The following is a 16,688-nucleotide window of genomic DNA, read 5'->3' as shown; positions in this document are numbered from 1 at the left end:
ACTTAAGACCAATTCGATAGGTCCATTTGCGAGGGTTGTCATGAGCATCGCCGTGCCGCCATTGTCGTTCAACCCCGCGGGAATCGAGCTGGACCGACGCCAGGGACTCAGCCGTCAGCTTTACCAGGCGCTGCGGGCGCGGGTGCTGGATGGACGGCTGGGCAGCGGCACGCGGCTACCGGCCAGTCGTGACCTGGCGGCGGCGCTGTCGATTTCCCGCAACAGCGTGGTCCGGGCCTACGACCAACTCTATGCCGAGGGTTTCATTGAAGGGCGGGTAGGGGACGGCACTTACGTGGCGGAGCTGTCTTCTCTCATGCTGGGCCGGCCTCATCGCGAGCAGGCTCGCTCCCACATTGGAATGGGTACCGCCGGGGAAGCGAGTTTGCGCGCGAAGAGGCCCGGAGAGAAAAACATATCCACAAAAGTGTCCACAGGGTTTTCAACAGGCTTATCCACTGGGTTATCCACAGATTGGTTGGATTTGCCTGTGATTTCATCCAGTAAAGTTATCCACAGTGGTGCGTTGGAGCGGGTCGAAAAGCACCATTTACCCGCGCCTCCCAGTGGTCCGCCACGGGCGTTTAGGGTGGGCGTCCCGGCTTTCGATCTGTTCCCTTTCGACGTCTGGGCCAAGCTGAACGCGGCTTTCTGGCGCAAACCGGACTTGCAACAGCTGTGCTACGGCGACTCCCAGGGCGATGCCCGTTTGCGTGGGCTGATTGCAGCATATTTGCGCAGTTCCCGTGGCTTGCACTGCACGGCTGAGCAAATTGTGATCACCAGTGGCGCGCAGCAGGGCATCAGCCTTTGTGCACAGTTGCTGGTGGACCCTGGAGACGTCGTGGCAGTGGAAAACCCGGGCTACCGCGCAGCCGGGCATGCCTTTGCCGTGGCCGGTGCCGACGTGAGAGGCGTGCCGGTGGACGGTGAGGGCCTGGATTGCAGCGCGCTCGCCTCGTTGAACCCGTGTCGACTGGCCTACGTGACACCGTCCCACCAATACCCCACCGGGGTGGTGATGAGCCTCGCGCGGCGGCTGGAGTTGCTGGCCTGGGCCGAGCGCAACGACGGTTGGATCGTCGAGGACGATTACGACGGTGAGTACCGCTACAGCGGCGCGCCACTGGCGCCGTTGGCTGCATTGGATCGCCAGGGGCGCGTACTCTACGTCGGGACGTTCGGCAAGGTGGCGTTCCCGGCCTTGCGCCTGGGCTACCTGGTGCTGCCTCCTGGCCTGGTGGACGCCTTTGCCCGCCGGCGTGCGGTGGATGTGCGCCACTCCGAAGTCAGCACCCAGGCGGTAATGGCCGAGTTCATGGCGGCGGGGCATTTCCAGCGTCACATCAGGCGTATGCGGCGGGCCGCATTGGCGCGGCGTGATGCGCTGCTGGCGGGCTGGCCACAAAACATTGCGGGTGTCGGCGCCATGCCGACCGTCGTGGCCGGGCTGCATGTCACGGTGCCGGTGGACAGTGTCGAACGTGAGCGTGAACTGATCGCCCAGGCGACTGCGGCAGGGGTCGAAGTCAATGGCTTGAGCAACTATTGGTTGCCCAGCGCCACCTCGCCGGTTCGTGGCGGGCTGGTGCTGGGTTTTGCAGCCGTGCCACCCGCGGCAATCGCTGCCGCGCTGGCGAGCCTGGTGAGCGCCTGGAAGCGCTGAGGCGTGAAGGCCGGGCATCGGCAGATGCCCGGCCTTGCTTATGACCGCGTTTTTCTAAAGAACACGTCCTTGGCCTGATCCACGGCGATTTCAGCGCGGTAATGGTCGATCAGTTGACGTTGGGTGAGGGATTCGGTGCCGGCGATGACGGTGGTCCTGTGATTGGCTTGGGTAACGGTTTTCAAGCGTGCGGAAAGATATGTGTAGGCGGGTACCCAGTTTGTCGAGTAACGGAAGTCTGCATACCAGAGCACCTTACCGGTTTTCATGTCCTTGATCTCATACCGGTCGAGGAAGCCATAGGGCGGATACTTGATGCGTTGCCGGCTCTTCTGTTTGGTGATGGAAATCAGGTTCCGACTTTTAAGCCATATGATGCTGCTCATGGTCGGCGGGCGTTGTTTGATGACATTCAGAACGGTTTCGAACCCCAGGACATAAAGGGCACTCGCTTCCTTCTCGAGCTGCACGCGCAAGGTTTCGGCCGAGCGTCGCTGCTCTTCTGGTAGTTCGAACGTTTCGTTTGAGGCCACGCCTTGCGCCTGGTCGAGGGCCTTCTTGATGGCCGCGCTGACTTTCTCCATCCTGCCCGCGTGGGCATTGAGGATCATCCCGATGCCGGCAGGTGTCTTGCTGGGCTGGTTCACGGTTTCCTCGATCTGTGTCTTGAACGCCGCCAGTCCGTTGATCAGGTCGTTGCCCTTCGTGATGCTGATATTCAAGGCCGGGACGGTGGAGCTCGAGGCGTCGTGTTTCATATGCGGGATCCATTCGCCGGTTTCCTTGCGATGGAACGTGACGATGATGTCTCCCGAGAACGGATTCTTCACATCGAGCCAATCGGTTTCCTCCATCGATCGGGATAAACGCGGCTCGCCGCTGACCAGGCCCCAGAAGCGCGCCCGGATGAACTTTTTCCTCGGCCTGGGGCGTTGCTCATACGGGGAACCAGCGTTTCGCCGATCCCTTCTCTCATCGAGGGCGGCCGCCAGATGACGCAACGTCCATTGTTCAAGCGTAGCGATCCCCGTGCGCAGTCGGGCGAGTTGGGGCTGACGCACGCTGCTCTTGTACTCGTTACCCAGGTAGTGGAGGTGTTCGTCGATGGCGGCGAACTGCTCGGCCAGGCTACCGAATGCATCGATCCGCTCATCCAGCCGGATCACGCTGCGCTCATCGATGGCGTCGCGCAAGCTTTGGTACGCGACCGTGGCGTTATCGACAACCTGGTTGAGCGCTTCCCAGCCTTCGGGCATCGACTCGACACTTTCCAGTGTCAGGCACAGGTGACGAAACATATCGATCTTGATCAGGCGAAGGTCGGCGGCCGTATAGATCGGCATCTTCTTACGGTGCCGCCGGATGAATTCGAAACCTTCATAGCCGACGTTCTTCAGTTCGGTGAAGCGCGTCTCCATATAGTCCAGGCGCTCAATCATGTCGTCACCGACGCTGACCATGCTCTCGGCGGCGTCAATGTGCTGTTGTTCCAGCACCTTGACCCCGGACGTGATCAAGCCTTTGGCTTTGTCCAAGGCCGGAATGAAGCGTTCCTGGAGAGCTTCCAACTCGGCGAACGTGAAGTTGACCTGGGCGTTCAGGTAGCCAAGTCGGGTTCGAGGGTAGTCGGGCCTTGACTGGAAAAGCGGCCATTCCATCAGCGTTCTCAACGCTTGCTCGTAGTTTTCCCGCTGGGTTTTCAGCGTGGCGACATACACATCGCGCTTGATTTCCCTGGCCGCGCCCGACGCTTCGTCCATTGCCTCGGCCTGCATTGTCAGCGCTTTCTGGTTCTGCGGCTTCTTTGCTTCGAATTGATTCAATGCAGCTAGCAGATCGATCCGACGCCGCTGCGCGTCGGCGATGACTTTCTGCCTGACACCTTTGGACCCGCCACCGCGTATCCGCAGGCGTGTGTCGATGTGCCATTTACCGTGGGCATCACCCATCAGGGGAGGGCCCTCGCGGGCGGGATTTTTTCCATCGACGATAGAGACCAACTCGCCTTCGACCCGCACCTTGAACCACTTGCCGGCCATTTTTGCGTGCCAGTCCCCCGTCTGTTCGTAGAGTCCCTTGAGCACACCCTCGGTTTGGAGCTCTCCCGGATCTGCGGGTTCGTCGATGCTGAAGGTTTCGATAAACTGTGCGCTTTCTCGCGATCTGCCCATCAAGGCGCCAACGGAACGGATGGTCTCGTAGTGCTCGGTCGGCAGCGACGTATTCGGAAGCGCTCCGAGTTGCTCTATCACCAGTTTGTGGGGTGTTTTTGGCAGGTTTTCCAGTTCGCGCACCTCCGGCGGGGCTTTTGCCCGGTGAGGACTCCTGGCGGCCCTGGCGCGGTCGATGGCGTGCGTAATGATCGCCAATGCGATGTTCAACAGCAGGTCAGTGAACGCCTCCCACTTGGCCGGTCGTTCGGCCTCTGGTTTGTTTTGCATCAATGTGTCGACGTCGTCCAGGATTTGCCAGAGCCAGGCTGCGGTGCCAACGGCGGTTCCCAGGTAAGGCAAGGTCAGGTTGAACATCAGCCAGCCCGCGCGTTTGAAGGTTTCCCAGCGATTTTCCTGGTTGGACACCGATTGCCGATCGGCCAGTTCGACCAAGGCATCGGCATTGGCCTTGAACAACTGCGGCAGGAAATCCGTCCCCAGGGTTTTGTCGGTCAAACTGACGGGACCGCTATAAGCCAAGGAAGTCAAAGGGTCGGTCACGAACGACACGATGCCCCAAGGGGAGGGCAGCAGGTCTGGAAAAACCAATCGACCGTAATCGTTACGCACCCCATCAGGCAGCCAGGCCAGCACCGATTGGCGTAACGAAGGGATCTGCCGGATCGCATACAACAGATTGCTGAACGATGGGTACTGGCTCAGCTGCGGCTCCAGCATGGGCCGATACAGCAGGCAAGGCCCGGCGCTCGCATCCTCGGGGCCGATGACGAACATATTGGTCACGACGTCTTCCGAGTCACCCAGTTGCAGTTCGGGTACGAAGGCCAGTTGGCGCACGACAATGGCTTTTCCATCCACCTTGCGATCGGCTTCATCAAGCTCCATCAGCGCGGCGACGTAGCGGTAACCCCTATCGTCCAGGCGTCCTTCCCCACGGATTTTGCATTCCAGCGCCAGCATTGGCAGCTGGATGCGCAACTGGGAGGTGTACAACTTTTCGCGGCGGCTCGACTCTGCCGGATCGTCGAGCAGTTTGCCCTTCACCAGCTCGAGGTAAGTGCGACCGATATCGACTTGGGCGATGAGGTTTTCGATGTACGCCACGGTCATCCACTCGGGTAACTCGTTCTCGCCCAGGGATTGGACGGCTTTGTCGCCCAGGGGAAGGGCGATCAGGTTCTGCAAGGCGAGCTCGACCAAGGTGAAGCGGGTGGTATCGATCTTTCCGGGCACGACGAAGCTTCCCCAGATAACGGGGCTGCGTACCTCGAACTCGATTTCATTCAGATCGAGCGTCGAGGCATCGGGATGGTCCAGGACCATCTGTTTCTTCAGCTCGCTTAACGCGTAGTCCTTGATGGCAGGAATCCCATCCAGATAGGTTTTGCCGGCATGGGATTGATTGAGTATCGACAGGTTCTTCATGTACTGGGCAAACAGCGTCTGATCGGACGGCGAGGCCTCCAGCAACCAATGGGGCATCTGTCTCTGGAACCAGGCCACGAGCTCGTCCTCAGCGGCTTCTTCGCCGTTGACAGGGGGCTCGTAGGTCACCCAGGTCTGCGGGGAGGACCCGATGACCTTGACCTGCTCGGCAATCATCCCGCAGGCCTTGTGATCGAAAATGTTGCCGTCGGGCTCAAACAGCCGCCACTGGATTTTGCGATAGGTGGCCGTACCGAAATGGGTCGGGAGGGATTGGCCCAGGGCTTGCTGTGAAGCGAACTTCTCGTAGCCGTTGACGATCGAGTACTTGAGGATGACTTCCTTGCCTTCGATGGTGCCGATCAGGACCACGATTGAGTTGTCGCCCAGACGTTTCACCTCTGGACCATCCACCTTGTCGACGTCGATCAGATACGCGTGGGTGTCATAAGGGTCGCTCTCCTTGCGGTCCTTGCGGTCGGGGTAATGGAACAGTTGCCTGGCCATGTCGCACTCAGTCGTCGTCCAGCCCTCGATACGCCCGACGTTCCACGCCTTGCGCAGGGTGCTGGAGAGTTCATGCCAGCGTGGGCCGGACTCGCCAACGGATGCATTCCAGTACGCCAGTTGTTGCTCCTGACAGGCCGTCAACATGGCCGGCACCAGCTCATTGACCAGGCGCCCGATCTGGTCGATGCGCACTGGCAAATGCACATTCGGGGACGTCAGTGGTAGCTGGGTCAGGTAATGCAACCCTTCGATCAACAGCATCGGATCGCTTTTTTCGTTCACCAGGCCGGCCAGCATTTCGGCAAGGGTTTCATAGCGGGTCGGGCGTGGCACGATTTCGCCGTCGACAATGTCCCAGCTCGGTTCGCCGACCACGGTGTTGTGTGGGTCAAGGTTCAGCGTGGGGTAGAGTTTCTTGAGGCCGTCGCGCAGAAGTATGGACGCGACCTCCGGATACGTGGGGCCGGCGAGCAACTGATTCAATATAGCGTCCCTGGGGTTGGCGTCGGCCTTGGGGATCGTGGTGGTAGAGGTGTTTGTCATCTGAGTCTCCCTGTCTCGCGATGAATGGAATCCCGAAGCCGAACGCTTCGGGATCTCCATGCTAGAGGGGCGAGAAACAGGGAAGGTGGTAACTATGTATTGCTCGTGTCGTTAAGGGCCTGGTGATGCCGCTCCCTGTGGGAGCAGCGGCGTACTCGACATTCATGCACGACACAGAACCTGTGGGAGCGAGCCTGCTCGCGATGACATCGGCACATCCAACATCGCAGCTAACCGACCCACCGCCATCGCGAGCAGGCTCGCTCCCACCATGGGATTGGCGGTGTACTCGATCTTCATGCAAGACGCAAAACCTGTGGGAGCGAGCCTGCTCGCGATGACGTCGGCCCATCCAACATCACCGGTGACTGACCCACCGCCATCGCGAGCAAGCCCCCTGGTCATTGCCCAGACTTGATCCGGGTCCAGACCCGCGTGCGCACCCGTTCGGCATCCCGCGGCAAAGGCTGCAAGGTATACAGCGTCGCCATGGCCGCCTCTGTCGGGTACAGGTTGGGATTGCCACGAATCGCCGGATCCACCATTTCGGTAGCATCCTTGTTCGGATTCGGATAACCCACAAAATCACTTATCGGCGCAATCACCTTCGGCTGCAGCAAGTAGTTGATAAAGGCGTACGCGTCATCCGGGTTCTTCGCCCCTTTCGGAATGGCGAGCATGTCGAACCAGATCGGCGCGCCTTCCTTGGGCAGCCGCATGTCCACCGTCACACCGTTCTTGGCATCCTTGGCCCGATTGGCCGCCTGGGAAAAACTCCCGGAATACCCAACCGCCACGCAAATATCGCCATTGGCGATGTCCGCCATGTACTTGGAAGAATGGAAGTACGTAATGTGCGGCCGGAGCTTCATCATCAACGCCTCGGCCTTGGCATAATCCGCCGGCTTTTTGCTGTTGGGGTCCAGTCCCAGGTGCTGCAAGGCCAGGGGCAGGATTTCCGAAGGTGAATCCAGCAGCGCCACGCCGCACTGCTTGAGCTTGCTGATGTTCTCTTCCTTGAAGATCAGGTCCCAACTGTCCACTGGCGCGTTATCACCCAGGACCGCCTTGACCTTGTCCGGGTTGAAGCCGATCAGAATGGTCCCGTACATGTACGGCACGGCGAACTTGTTGCCTGGATCGTTGGCCTCGATCAACTTCATCAACTTGGGATCGAGGTGATTCCAGTTCGGCAACTTGCTGCGGTCCAGCGGCTGGAACACACCAGCCTCGATCTGCTTGGCAAGGAACACATTGGAAGGCACCACCACGTCATAGCCGGAATTACCGGTTAGCAACTTGGCCTCCAAGGCTTCATTGGTATCGAAAATGTCGTAGACCAACTTGACCTGACTGTTCTGCGCCTTGAAGTCTTCCAGGGCCTTGGGCGTGATGTAGTCGAACCAGTTGTAGACGCGCAAGGTCCGCTCTTCGGCCTGGGCGGCGCTACACAGCAGCGCGGTGCAGAGGGCGGGGACCATCAAACGCTTGAGTCTTTGCATGCTCTTCTTCCTCATTGGGCGCTTTGAAAACCTTCGAGAACATTCACGGCGTTGATGCCGATTTCCGCCACCGCATAGCCGCCTTCCATCACGAACAGCGTCGGCTTGCCAAGTGCCGCGATGCGTTTGCCCATCGCCAGGTAATCCGGGCTGTCGAGCTTGAACTGCGAGATCGGGTCGTCCTTGAACGTGTCCACGCCCAGCGAGACGACGATGACATCGGCGTCGTAACCCTGGACCTCGCTGCACGCCTGCTCCAGCGCAGCACTCCAGGTGTCCCAGCCTGAACCGGCCGGCAACGGATAGTTGAAGTTGAAGCCTTCGCCAGCGCCTTCGCCGCGCTCGTCCGCATAACCGAGGAAGAACGGAAATTCTGCCTCCGGATGGCCATGAATCGAGGCGAACAGCACATCGCTGCGCCCATAGAAGATCGACTGAGTGCCGTTGCCGTGGTGGTAATCCACATCGAGGATTGCGACCTTCCCATGGCCCTGGTCGAGAAACGCCTGGGCGGCGATGGCCGCGTTGTTGAGGTAGCAATAACCCCCCATCAGATCACTGGCTGCGTGATGCCCCGGCGGCCGACACAGCGCAAAGGCACAGCGCGCGCCACGCTGGATCTCGGCCTGGGCGGTGAGGGCCACCTGGGCCGCGCTGTAGGCGGCTTGCCAGGTCCCGGCGGTGATCGGCGCGCCACCGTCGAAACTGTAATAGCCGAGTTGGCCGTGCAGGCTCTTCGGGATCACCGTGCGCAAGGTGCGAGCCGGCCAAGTGAAGGGCAGCAAGTCGCCGTCGCGGTTGTATTCGGCCCAGCGATCCCAGGCGCCTTTGAAGAACTCCAGGTAGGCGGGGGTGTGGATGCGCTGGATGGGTGCCAGGCCGAAATCCCGTGGCGCTTGCACCGGCCCCAACGCGCGAGCCTTGACCCGCTCCAGCACGTGGTCGGCGCGGGAGGGCATTTCGAAACAGGGCATGAGCTGCCCGTCCATGAGCTCGCAACGGCCGTGGTGCAGGTGGTGATCGTCTGAATAGATCGTCAGCATTGTTGTTCTCCGCAAGGGGACTGATCGGTTGAGGATAGTCTTGCGGCGGGTGGCACTCAGGAGAACGGTGGGAGAGGCCAAAAGGGGATTGAAATGGCCAAAAGGTTTGACCGGAAATGGCTCTTTGGTGGGATCAGGACCTTAGGATCAAGGCATGGCGATGGCGCGGTCGTACGCTGGACTATTGCAACTGAGACAGCTTGTGGCGCTCGCTGAATGCAGGACTCTTCGCAAATACTTCGGCGATGAAATCCATGAATACGAGGGCGCGTTTGGGCAGGAGCCTATCCGCCAGGTAGACGACTTGAAGGGGGACGGGCGGGGCCACGTAGTCCCTTAGCACCAACTGCAGATTGCCATTCTTCAGCCCTTCCTCGTAAAGCCATTCGGGCCCCTGTGCGATCCCCAGCCCTGCATTGACACATTCTCGTATGGCCTCGGGCGAGTTGACCCGGAGCCTGCCGGAAACTGGAACATCGATATTGCGGAAACGCCATGTGGTGCCTGTCGACAGCAGAGTGTAGATCAGGCAATCGTGCGTTCTCAGATCATTGGGCGTAACGGGGATTCCGCGTTTGGCCAGGTATCCCTTGCTGGCAACGCACACACGCTCGAACCAGGCCAGCGGTCGGGCACGCATTGCGCTGTCTTCCAGATGCCCGATGCGAATCGCCAGTTCAGCCCCTTCGTCGACCAGATTTACATAGCGGTCATTGAGCTGCAGATCGAGCGTCAACTCTGGATAGCGTTCCAGGAAGGCAGAGACATGCGGCAAGACGAAGGTATGGGCTAGCGCGGTCGGACAGGCGATGCGCAACAATCCGGACGGGGCGACGTTCTCCCTGAAGGACGACTCCGATTGTGCTACGGCGTCGAGAATGCGCAGGGCGTCTGCGTAATAGCGCTCTCCCTCGGGGGTGAGAGCAAGCTTTCGCGTGGATCGGTGCAGCAACCTGGTCTGTAGATGATCTTCCAGCGCCGCCACATAGCGGCTGACGTTGGGCTGACCCAGCCCCAAGTCGCGCCCCGCAGCCGAGAAACTTCCTGTCTCGACAGCGCGGACAAAGCAGGTCATCAGCAGCAGTCGATCCATTTGGGCCCTTATTCATGCAGTTTCGGCATGGAATGTATGCAAATAAACAATCTTATCAATATGTGGGCATGAATACATAGTTTCCCTCAAGCAGGTCAGTGCATCGACTGACCTTGAAAACCGAAGGAAACTTTACATGTCCCGATTACAAGGCAAACGCACTCTCATTACCGGTGGCACCAGCGGCATTGGCCTGGAAACGGCCAAGCAATTCCTTGCTGAAGGCGCACGGGTGATCGTCACTGGAGTCAATCCGGCATCCATCGCAAATGCCCAGGCGGAACTGGGGAGCGAGGTTCTGGTACTCCGTGCCGACTCGGCCAGCATCGCTGCTCAGAAGGAACTGGCGCATGCCGTTCAGACTCACTGTGGCCAACTCGATGTTGCCTTCCTCAATGCGGGCGTATCCGTTTGGCTGCCAATCGAAGAGTGGACGGAGGACATGTTCGATCGCTCCTTCGACATCAACGTCAAGGGGCCGTACTTTCTGATTCAGGCGCTGCTACCCGTCTTTGCGAACCCCGCGTCGGTCGTGCTCAATACATCGGTCAATGCACACATCGGCGCTGCGCATTCATCGGTGTATGGGGCGACAAAGGCCGCGTTCCTCAACATGTCGAAGACGCTTTCGAGCGAACTGCTCCAGCGTGGCATTCGTTTCAATGCCGTCAGCCCCGGCCCGGTCGATACGCCGCTTTACGACAAGCTCGGGATTCCCGATGCCTATCGCGAGCAGGTCAACAAAGACATCGTTGCGACCATCCCGTTCGGCCGCTTCGGCACGCCCGAGGAAGTCGCCAAGGCTGTGCTGTACCTGGCTTCGGACGAGTCACGATGGACGGTTGGTTCGGAAATCATTGTCGACGGCGGCCGCTCGCTCTAAGTGCTTCGCACGAACGACGCTTCTATATAGCCCGGCGCCCATGCGTGGCGGCGGGTGCGGATTCTTTTATTGATGGGTATTCCAATGTCCCGATCACCGCTGGTGCTCGTCAGCCACCACTTGTGTCCATTCGTTCAGCGAGTGGCCATCGTGTTGCTCGAAAAAGAAGTTTCCTTTCAGCGTCTAAATGTCGACCTTCGCGACAGGCCGGACTGGTTTCTGACGATGTCACCAACGGGCAAGGTTCCGCTGCTCAAGGTGCCAGATGGCAATGAGGGCGGGTCCGTTCTATTCGAGAGCGTCGCCATCTGTGAATACCTGGAGGACGTGCACCCCGACCCTGCGTTGCATCCGATGAATGCGCTGACCCGAGCACAACACCGCGCCTGGATCGAATTCGCATCTGCCACCCTGGGGGACGCATGGGGATTTCTGAACGCCTCAGATCAGCAGACAGCCCTTGGAAAATCCGCAGCTTTGAGAGGAAAGCTGGAGCGATTCGACGGTGAAATGTCAGACGGCCCTTATTTCGCCGGACAAAGACTCAGTATGGTCGACATCGCCATGGCCCCGGTCTTTCGCTATTTCGACATACTTGGATTCGCATCCAACCACCCTCTGTTCGATGGGCTGAGCCGAGTGGCTGAGTGGCGTCGTGCCCTGGCTAAACATCCCAGTATTCAGGCGGCCGTTGCAGAGGACTACGCCGTCCGGTTCCGCGAGCATTTGCAAGAAGCAGGAGCGGTACTGGCGACTGCATAGGGACGTTACACCCTTCAATGGATGTGCGACGAAATCGGCCCTCAAGTCGTTGTCATGGCCGTTCAGGATAAACACTTCTGAAGTGAACCCGACGCAATGCGCCGGGCTTGCGGGAAGGCTTACGGCTATCGCGGATCAACGTTATCCAACGCCCGGTTCGCCAGTAATGAACTCAGCTCGATCAATTGCTGAATGCCAAGGGCAACGTGGCGGCGAGAGCCATCCAGTTCAAATGCCAAATCACTGACCATCGCATCAGCCGAAGCCAGGGTTTCGCTGAGGTTGGCGAGCAGGCATTCGGTGTCGACGTCTTCTACGACGGTGAACAGCTGACCCGGTTGAGTGGTGGCTTCAGGTTTTTCCGGTTTCGGTAAAAGGTAGAAATCCAGGGCACGTTTGGCGGCGGCGTCGAGTTTTTGGGCGTTGATGCCGTCGGCGTAGGGGGAGGTGGGGTCTGCTTCTGGAGGGTTCGGAGTTATTTTGAACATTGGGACTTCCTTTAGTAGAGCCGCAACCGTCTCGCTACTAAACGAATAAGGCGGCAGCTGTGTGCAAGTTAGTAGACCGGTGAAGTCACCAAACCGGCGCGCCCGAAGGCGCCATGCACACAGCCACCATCACGTGCAGGCACAGCCTGACTGATGACTCATGCAACCGTTAGTGACTTCCTGGGCTACTAAACCCGACCACTGATGGGCAGTGGCAGGGAAACGATAGGGCCTGGATACAAGGCGCACAAGCGGGCGGATTTTGGCGTAGTTGTAGGCAAAGGCGCAAGGTTGGGTAGCCTGGTGGAAGGCTGGCGGTAAGGCCATGCGCGGTGGGCTCGGAGATGGCTGCAACGTGTGGCGAGGGAGCTTGCACTATTCGACGGCCTAGTCGTCGCGGGTTTGCTGGCGTGGTACATGGTGCGTCATGGTTGATCGGATCCCTTGCCATAGAAACACGAAAGCCCGCAGAGATTTCTCTCAAGCGGGCTTCGGAAGGTAGGCTCGAGAATCACTTCTCATGCGTGGGGGTAATGTGTATTGCGGAACAATCACTCTGTCAACAGGTTGGATGAATACTCATAATCCGCGGGCTTCCCGTGGTGTCTGGCGGTCAGGGCATGCGATGCGGGCTGAAGATGGCTCAAAATGTATGGCGAAGGAGCTTGCTCCCGTTCGGCGGCGTAGCCGTCGTGGGTTGGCTGGTGTGGTTTTCGGTAGGAATGCGTCGGCTGAATTGGGGCTGCTGCGCAGCCCGGCGGGGCGGTGCGACGCTTCGCTAAATCCCCTCGCCACAGGAGATAAAAGCTGTCCCCAGGTTTGGGCTCAGGGCCTGAACTGACTCGGCGCCACGCCGCTCCAGCGGACGAAGGCGTGGCGGAAGCTGGCGGTTTCGCTGAAGCCCAGCAGTTCGGCGATGCGGTGGATGGGGAGTTGGTCCTCGCAGAGCATTTGCTTGGCCCGTTCGAAGCGTAGTTCGTCCAGTAGCTCCTGGTAGCTGCAACCCGAATCCTTGAGGTGCCGGCGTAACGTGCGGGCGGAGCAGTTCATTTGTTCGGCCAGGCCTTCCAGGCCGGGGGCGGCGTCGAGTTGGGCGGCGAGCAGTTGGCGGATGCGGCCCAGCCAGGCCTGGCGGCCGGTGAATTCGATGTTTTGCTTGCGGCAGCGTTCGGCCATGGCGTGGTGGGTGATGGGGTCGGCCAGCGGCAGCGGGTGATCGAGCCAGTGGCGGTCGAAGGCAAAGGCGTTGTCGATGGCCCCGAAACGCACCGGGCAATCGAAATGGGCCCCGTAGCGGGCTTGGTAATCCGGTGCCGGGTGTTCGAAGCGCGCCGCGCGCAAGGGCAGCGGGTGACCGAGCAGGTCGTTGCAGATGACTTTCAGCGAGACCATGCAGAATTCGGCATTGAACGCGGCCAGGGCCGGGGCCTCTCGATAATCGCTGGCGCTGAACCAGAGATGCTCGCCGTCGTCTTCCAGGTTCAGGTCGAAGAGTGTTCCCAATAGCGCCGGATAGCGCAGCGCCAGTTGCAAGGCGTCACCTAAGGTGGCACTGGTGAGCAGGGCGTAGCCGAGCATGCCGTAGGATGAAACGTGCATGCTGCGCCCCAATTCCAGGCCGATGTCGTGCTTGAGAGCTACGGCGTTGGCGCAGACCTGCATTTCCTGGTTGGTGGTGATACGCGTGTCGGCCCGGCTCAGGTCCGCTGCGCTGATGCCGCTGCCGGCCAGCAATGCATCACTAGGCAGGCCTTCGTGCTTGAAGGCGTTGAGCACCAGTGAGACGGCGTTGAGGGTGGTGAGGTGGGAATGAAGCATGTCCGTTTCCAGCCTGGGGAGGCTGTAAATGGAGCAAGTTGTGTGCCGGGAGTGAAGCACAACGTTGCCAAGCTTCGTGGCGGCAAATTGTCGGAGCAGAGCCTGGTCGCGATATATCGCCGCGATTTCTGAGGATCGCGTCAACTTCGTCGCGGGCAAGCCTTGCTCCCACAGGTGTGCCTGGCGGTCAGATCAATTCGCCACACAGGTCCAGCTCAACCAACCGCCGAACCTCATCCACCGGCAGCCCTGCGCCGATCAGCGCCTGCAACTTGCCGTACGCAGCCTCGCGGGTCATGCCGCCGCCGGACAGCACGCCGACGCCACGCAAACGGCTGCCGGCCTCGTACACGTCCAGCTCCACGCCGCCTTCATGGCATTGCGTCACCGCCACCACCGCCACGCCGCTGTCCCGCGCTCGGGTCAGGCTGGCGAGGAAGGCCGGGTTGTCGCTCGGGCCGGTTCCGCTGCCGTAGCATTCCAGCACCAGGCCCTGGATGCCGCTGCTCAGCAGGCCATCGAGGATGTCGGCGCTGATGCCCGGAAACAATGGTAGTACCGCGACGTTCGCCAGTTGCTTCGGCTGGTTGTAATTCAGCTGCGCCGGCAGCGACGTGGCTTTGGCACCGCCGCCCTGACGCTCCAGGCGTTTGAACGGATGGCGACCGAAACTGCGTACTTTCGCGCAACGGGTCGGCGCCAGCAGCTCGCCGTGGAAGTACAGGTGCACGCCCGGCGCCAGGCCCCGGCCGAGGGCGACCAGCGCGCCGCTGAGGTTTTCCCAGGCGTCGCTGTCGGTCACGCCGGCGGGCAGCATGGAACCGGTGAAGCAGACACGGGCGTGCAGGCCCAACAGCTGGAAGCTCATCGCCGCCGCGCTGTAGGCCAGGGTATCGGTGCCATGCAGGATCAATACGCTGTCGCACCCCTGCACATCCACGGCGTCGACCACCGCTTCGCGCAGTTGCTGCCAGTAGGCCGGGGTCATGTTGGCGCTGTCGATCAACGGCGACATTTCCCGGAAGCGCCATTGCGGGATAACCAGTTCAGGTTGGCTGTGCAGGTAGTCGCGCATGCGTGCTTCAAAGCCGGATGCCGGAGCGAGGCCATGGGCGCTGGCTTGCATACCGATGGTTCCGCCGGTGTAGAGCACCATGACGTGCTGGGCGGCAGGGTAGGTCGAGGAATTCATGGTCGTTCTCCGAGGACGAAAACGGCAGCTTGATCGAGCTGCCCCAACATAAGGTCGAGCATGACGCCGACCTTACGCTGTGTCACGCCGGGCGCAGGGGATGCGCCCGGTTTTTTGCAGCAGGTTTGCCGATCAGCGTTGCGCTGCGGCCACACCGGTCACCGCGTCAGGCTGGGCAGCCGCTGCGGTTGGGGTGGCTGGCCAGGCTTTGCGGTCCAGGTCCAGGTCCGGGAATTTGCTGGAATCAAAGACCGGAGTCTTGATGCCGGCCGAACGCTGGGCGTCGTAGTCGCGCAGGATGCGCATGCCGACCTTGAACAGCAGGAACAGGGCGATCAGGTTCACGAACGCCAGCAGGGTCATGGTGATGTCGGCGAAGGCGAACACGGTGCTGAGGTTTTCGATAGCGCCCCAGAAAATCAGGACCAGAACCATTGCGCGATAACCGATCAGCGCTTTGCGGTTTTCACCGAGCATGAAGCGCAGGTTATTTTCGCCCAGGTAGTAGTTGTAGAGGATCGAGGTGAACACGAACAGCGCCAGGGCCACGGAGATGAACATCCGGCCCCAGTCACCGACCACGGCGGCCAGGGAGTTCTGGGTCAGGGCAATGCCGTCGCCTTCGAAGCCAGGGGTGTAGAAGCCCGACAGCAGGATCAGCAGCGCGGTGCAGGTGCAGATCACGAAGGTATCCAGGAACACGCTGAAGGCCTGGACTACGCCTTGGGCAACCGGGTGCTCGACCGAAGCAACGGCGGCTACGTTAGGCGCACTGCCCAGGCCTGCTTCGTTGGCGAAGACGCCGCGCTTGACGCCCATGACGATGGCGCTGCCGATCAGGCCACCAAACGCCTGGTCCAGGCCAAAGGCGCTCTTGACGATGGTTGCCAGCATGGCCGGTACGTGGTCGAACTGCAGCGCGATCACATAGATGGTCACGGCGATGTAGGCCAGGGTCTTGACCGGTACCAGCAGGTCGGCAACGCGGGCGATACGCTTGATTCCGCCGATGAACACCAGGCCCAGCAGCACGGCCAGGCCCAGACCGGTGTAAGTGGTGTCGAGGCCGAAGGCGTTGTTCAGCGAGTGGGTCACGGCGTGGGCTTGCAGGCCGTTGAAGGCGAAGCCGAAAGTGACCAGCAGCAGGAAGGCCATGATCATGCCCAACCAGCGTTTCTGCAGGCCGTGCTGAATGTAGTAGGACGGGCCGCCACGGTACTGGCCTTCGGAGTCGCAGCGCTTGTAGAGCTGGCCGAGGGAGCACTCGAAGAAACTGCTGGACATGCCGACCAGCGCGGTTACCCACATCCAGAACACTGCACCGGGGCCGCCGAGGGTCACGGCGATGCCGACACCGGCAATGTTGCCCGCGCCAACACGACCGGCGAGGCTGAGCATCAGGGCCTGGAAGGAGCTGAGCTGATCGGTGCTGCTTTTGAGGCTGTCACGGAATACCGCGAACATATGGAAGAAATGACGGAACTGGACGAAACGCGAGCGGATCGTGAAGTAGCCGCCGAGCCCGACAATGAGCGCGATCAGCACTTTCCCTGAGAGGAAGTCGTTGATGACTTCAAGCATGAGTATTC

General features: G+C 60.3%; 11 protein-coding genes. 3 read left to right on the top strand and 8 right to left on the bottom strand.

The features are described from left to right. Positions 1–40 precede the first annotated feature (40 nt). Complete coding sequence (locus tag QZH45_RS00660) at positions 41–1,666, top strand: PLP-dependent aminotransferase family protein (protein ID WP_069018364.1); 1,626 nt, start codon at positions 41–43, stop codon at positions 1,664–1,666. 38 nt (positions 1,667–1,704) lie between these two features. Here QZH45_RS00660 and QZH45_RS00655 read toward each other — a convergent pair whose 3' ends face one another. The 4 genes from QZH45_RS00655 to QZH45_RS00640 all read right to left on the bottom strand — a co-directional run bounded on the left by QZH45_RS00655 (position 1,705) and on the right by QZH45_RS00640 (position 9,956). After that, positions 1,705–6,318 (bottom strand): dermonecrotic toxin domain-containing protein, encoded by a 4,614-nt coding sequence (locus QZH45_RS00655; protein WP_055134930.1) that lies wholly within the window; start codon positions 6,316–6,318, stop codon positions 1,705–1,707. A 401-nt stretch (positions 6,319–6,719) separates the two neighbouring features. After that, on the bottom strand, positions 6,720–7,820 hold the full coding sequence (locus tag QZH45_RS00650; protein WP_024777849.1) for a polyamine ABC transporter substrate-binding protein: 1,101 nt from the start codon (positions 7,818–7,820) through the stop codon (positions 6,720–6,722). Positions 7,821–7,831: 11 nt separating this feature from the next. Beyond that, the gene (locus QZH45_RS00645; RefSeq protein WP_055134931.1) at positions 7,832–8,863 is read right to left on the bottom strand and encodes a histone deacetylase family protein; all 1,032 of its coding nucleotides are present in this window, start codon (positions 8,861–8,863) and stop codon (positions 7,832–7,834) included. A 181-nt stretch (positions 8,864–9,044) separates the two neighbouring features. Next, positions 9,045–9,956 carry a LysR family transcriptional regulator gene (locus tag QZH45_RS00640; RefSeq protein ID WP_024777851.1) on the bottom strand — a complete coding sequence of 304 codons (912 nt, stop codon included), beginning with the start codon at positions 9,954–9,956 and terminating at the stop codon, positions 9,045–9,047. Positions 9,957–10,092: 136 nt separating this feature from the next. On the opposite strand from QZH45_RS00640, the gene QZH45_RS00635 reads away from it, so the two are divergent. Both QZH45_RS00635 and QZH45_RS00630 read left to right on the top strand, forming a co-directional pair. Then, positions 10,093–10,839, top strand: coding sequence for an SDR family oxidoreductase (locus QZH45_RS00635; RefSeq protein WP_024777852.1), 747 nt, complete (start codon positions 10,093–10,095; stop codon positions 10,837–10,839). Positions 10,840–10,911: 72 nt separating this feature from the next. Further along, positions 10,912–11,601 carry a glutathione S-transferase family protein gene (locus QZH45_RS00630; RefSeq protein ID WP_313925039.1) on the top strand — a complete coding sequence of 230 codons (690 nt, stop codon included), beginning with the start codon at positions 10,912–10,914 and terminating at the stop codon, positions 11,599–11,601. 125 nt (positions 11,602–11,726) lie between these two features. Here QZH45_RS00630 and QZH45_RS00625 read toward each other — a convergent pair whose 3' ends face one another. The 4 genes from QZH45_RS00625 to QZH45_RS00610 form a co-directional block, all read right to left on the bottom strand. Further along, entirely contained in the window at positions 11,727–12,089 is a 363-nt protein-coding gene (locus QZH45_RS00625; RefSeq protein ID WP_024777854.1) for a DUF6124 family protein, read from the bottom strand. Positions 12,090–12,914: 825 nt separating this feature from the next. Beyond that, positions 12,915–13,907, bottom strand: a complete 993-nt coding sequence (locus QZH45_RS00620; protein ID WP_055135248.1) for an AraC family transcriptional regulator — start codon at positions 13,905–13,907, stop codon at positions 12,915–12,917. A gap of 187 nt (positions 13,908–14,094) precedes the next feature. Continuing rightward, positions 14,095–15,099, bottom strand: coding sequence for an asparaginase (locus QZH45_RS00615; protein ID WP_055135247.1), 1,005 nt, complete (start codon positions 15,097–15,099; stop codon positions 14,095–14,097). A 132-nt stretch (positions 15,100–15,231) separates the two neighbouring features. Beyond that, positions 15,232–16,680, bottom strand: a complete 1,449-nt coding sequence (locus QZH45_RS00610) for an alanine/glycine:cation symporter family protein (RefSeq protein ID WP_024777857.1) — start codon at positions 16,678–16,680, stop codon at positions 15,232–15,234. Between the last annotated feature and the right edge of the window lie 8 nt (positions 16,681–16,688).

The organism is Pseudomonas corrugata (assembly GCF_050920615.1).
GTDB lineage: Bacteria > Pseudomonadota > Gammaproteobacteria > Pseudomonadales > Pseudomonadaceae > Aquipseudomonas > Aquipseudomonas corrugata.
The sequence above is the reverse complement of the archived record's forward strand: the minus strand, read 5'-3'. Positions and strand labels throughout refer to the sequence as shown.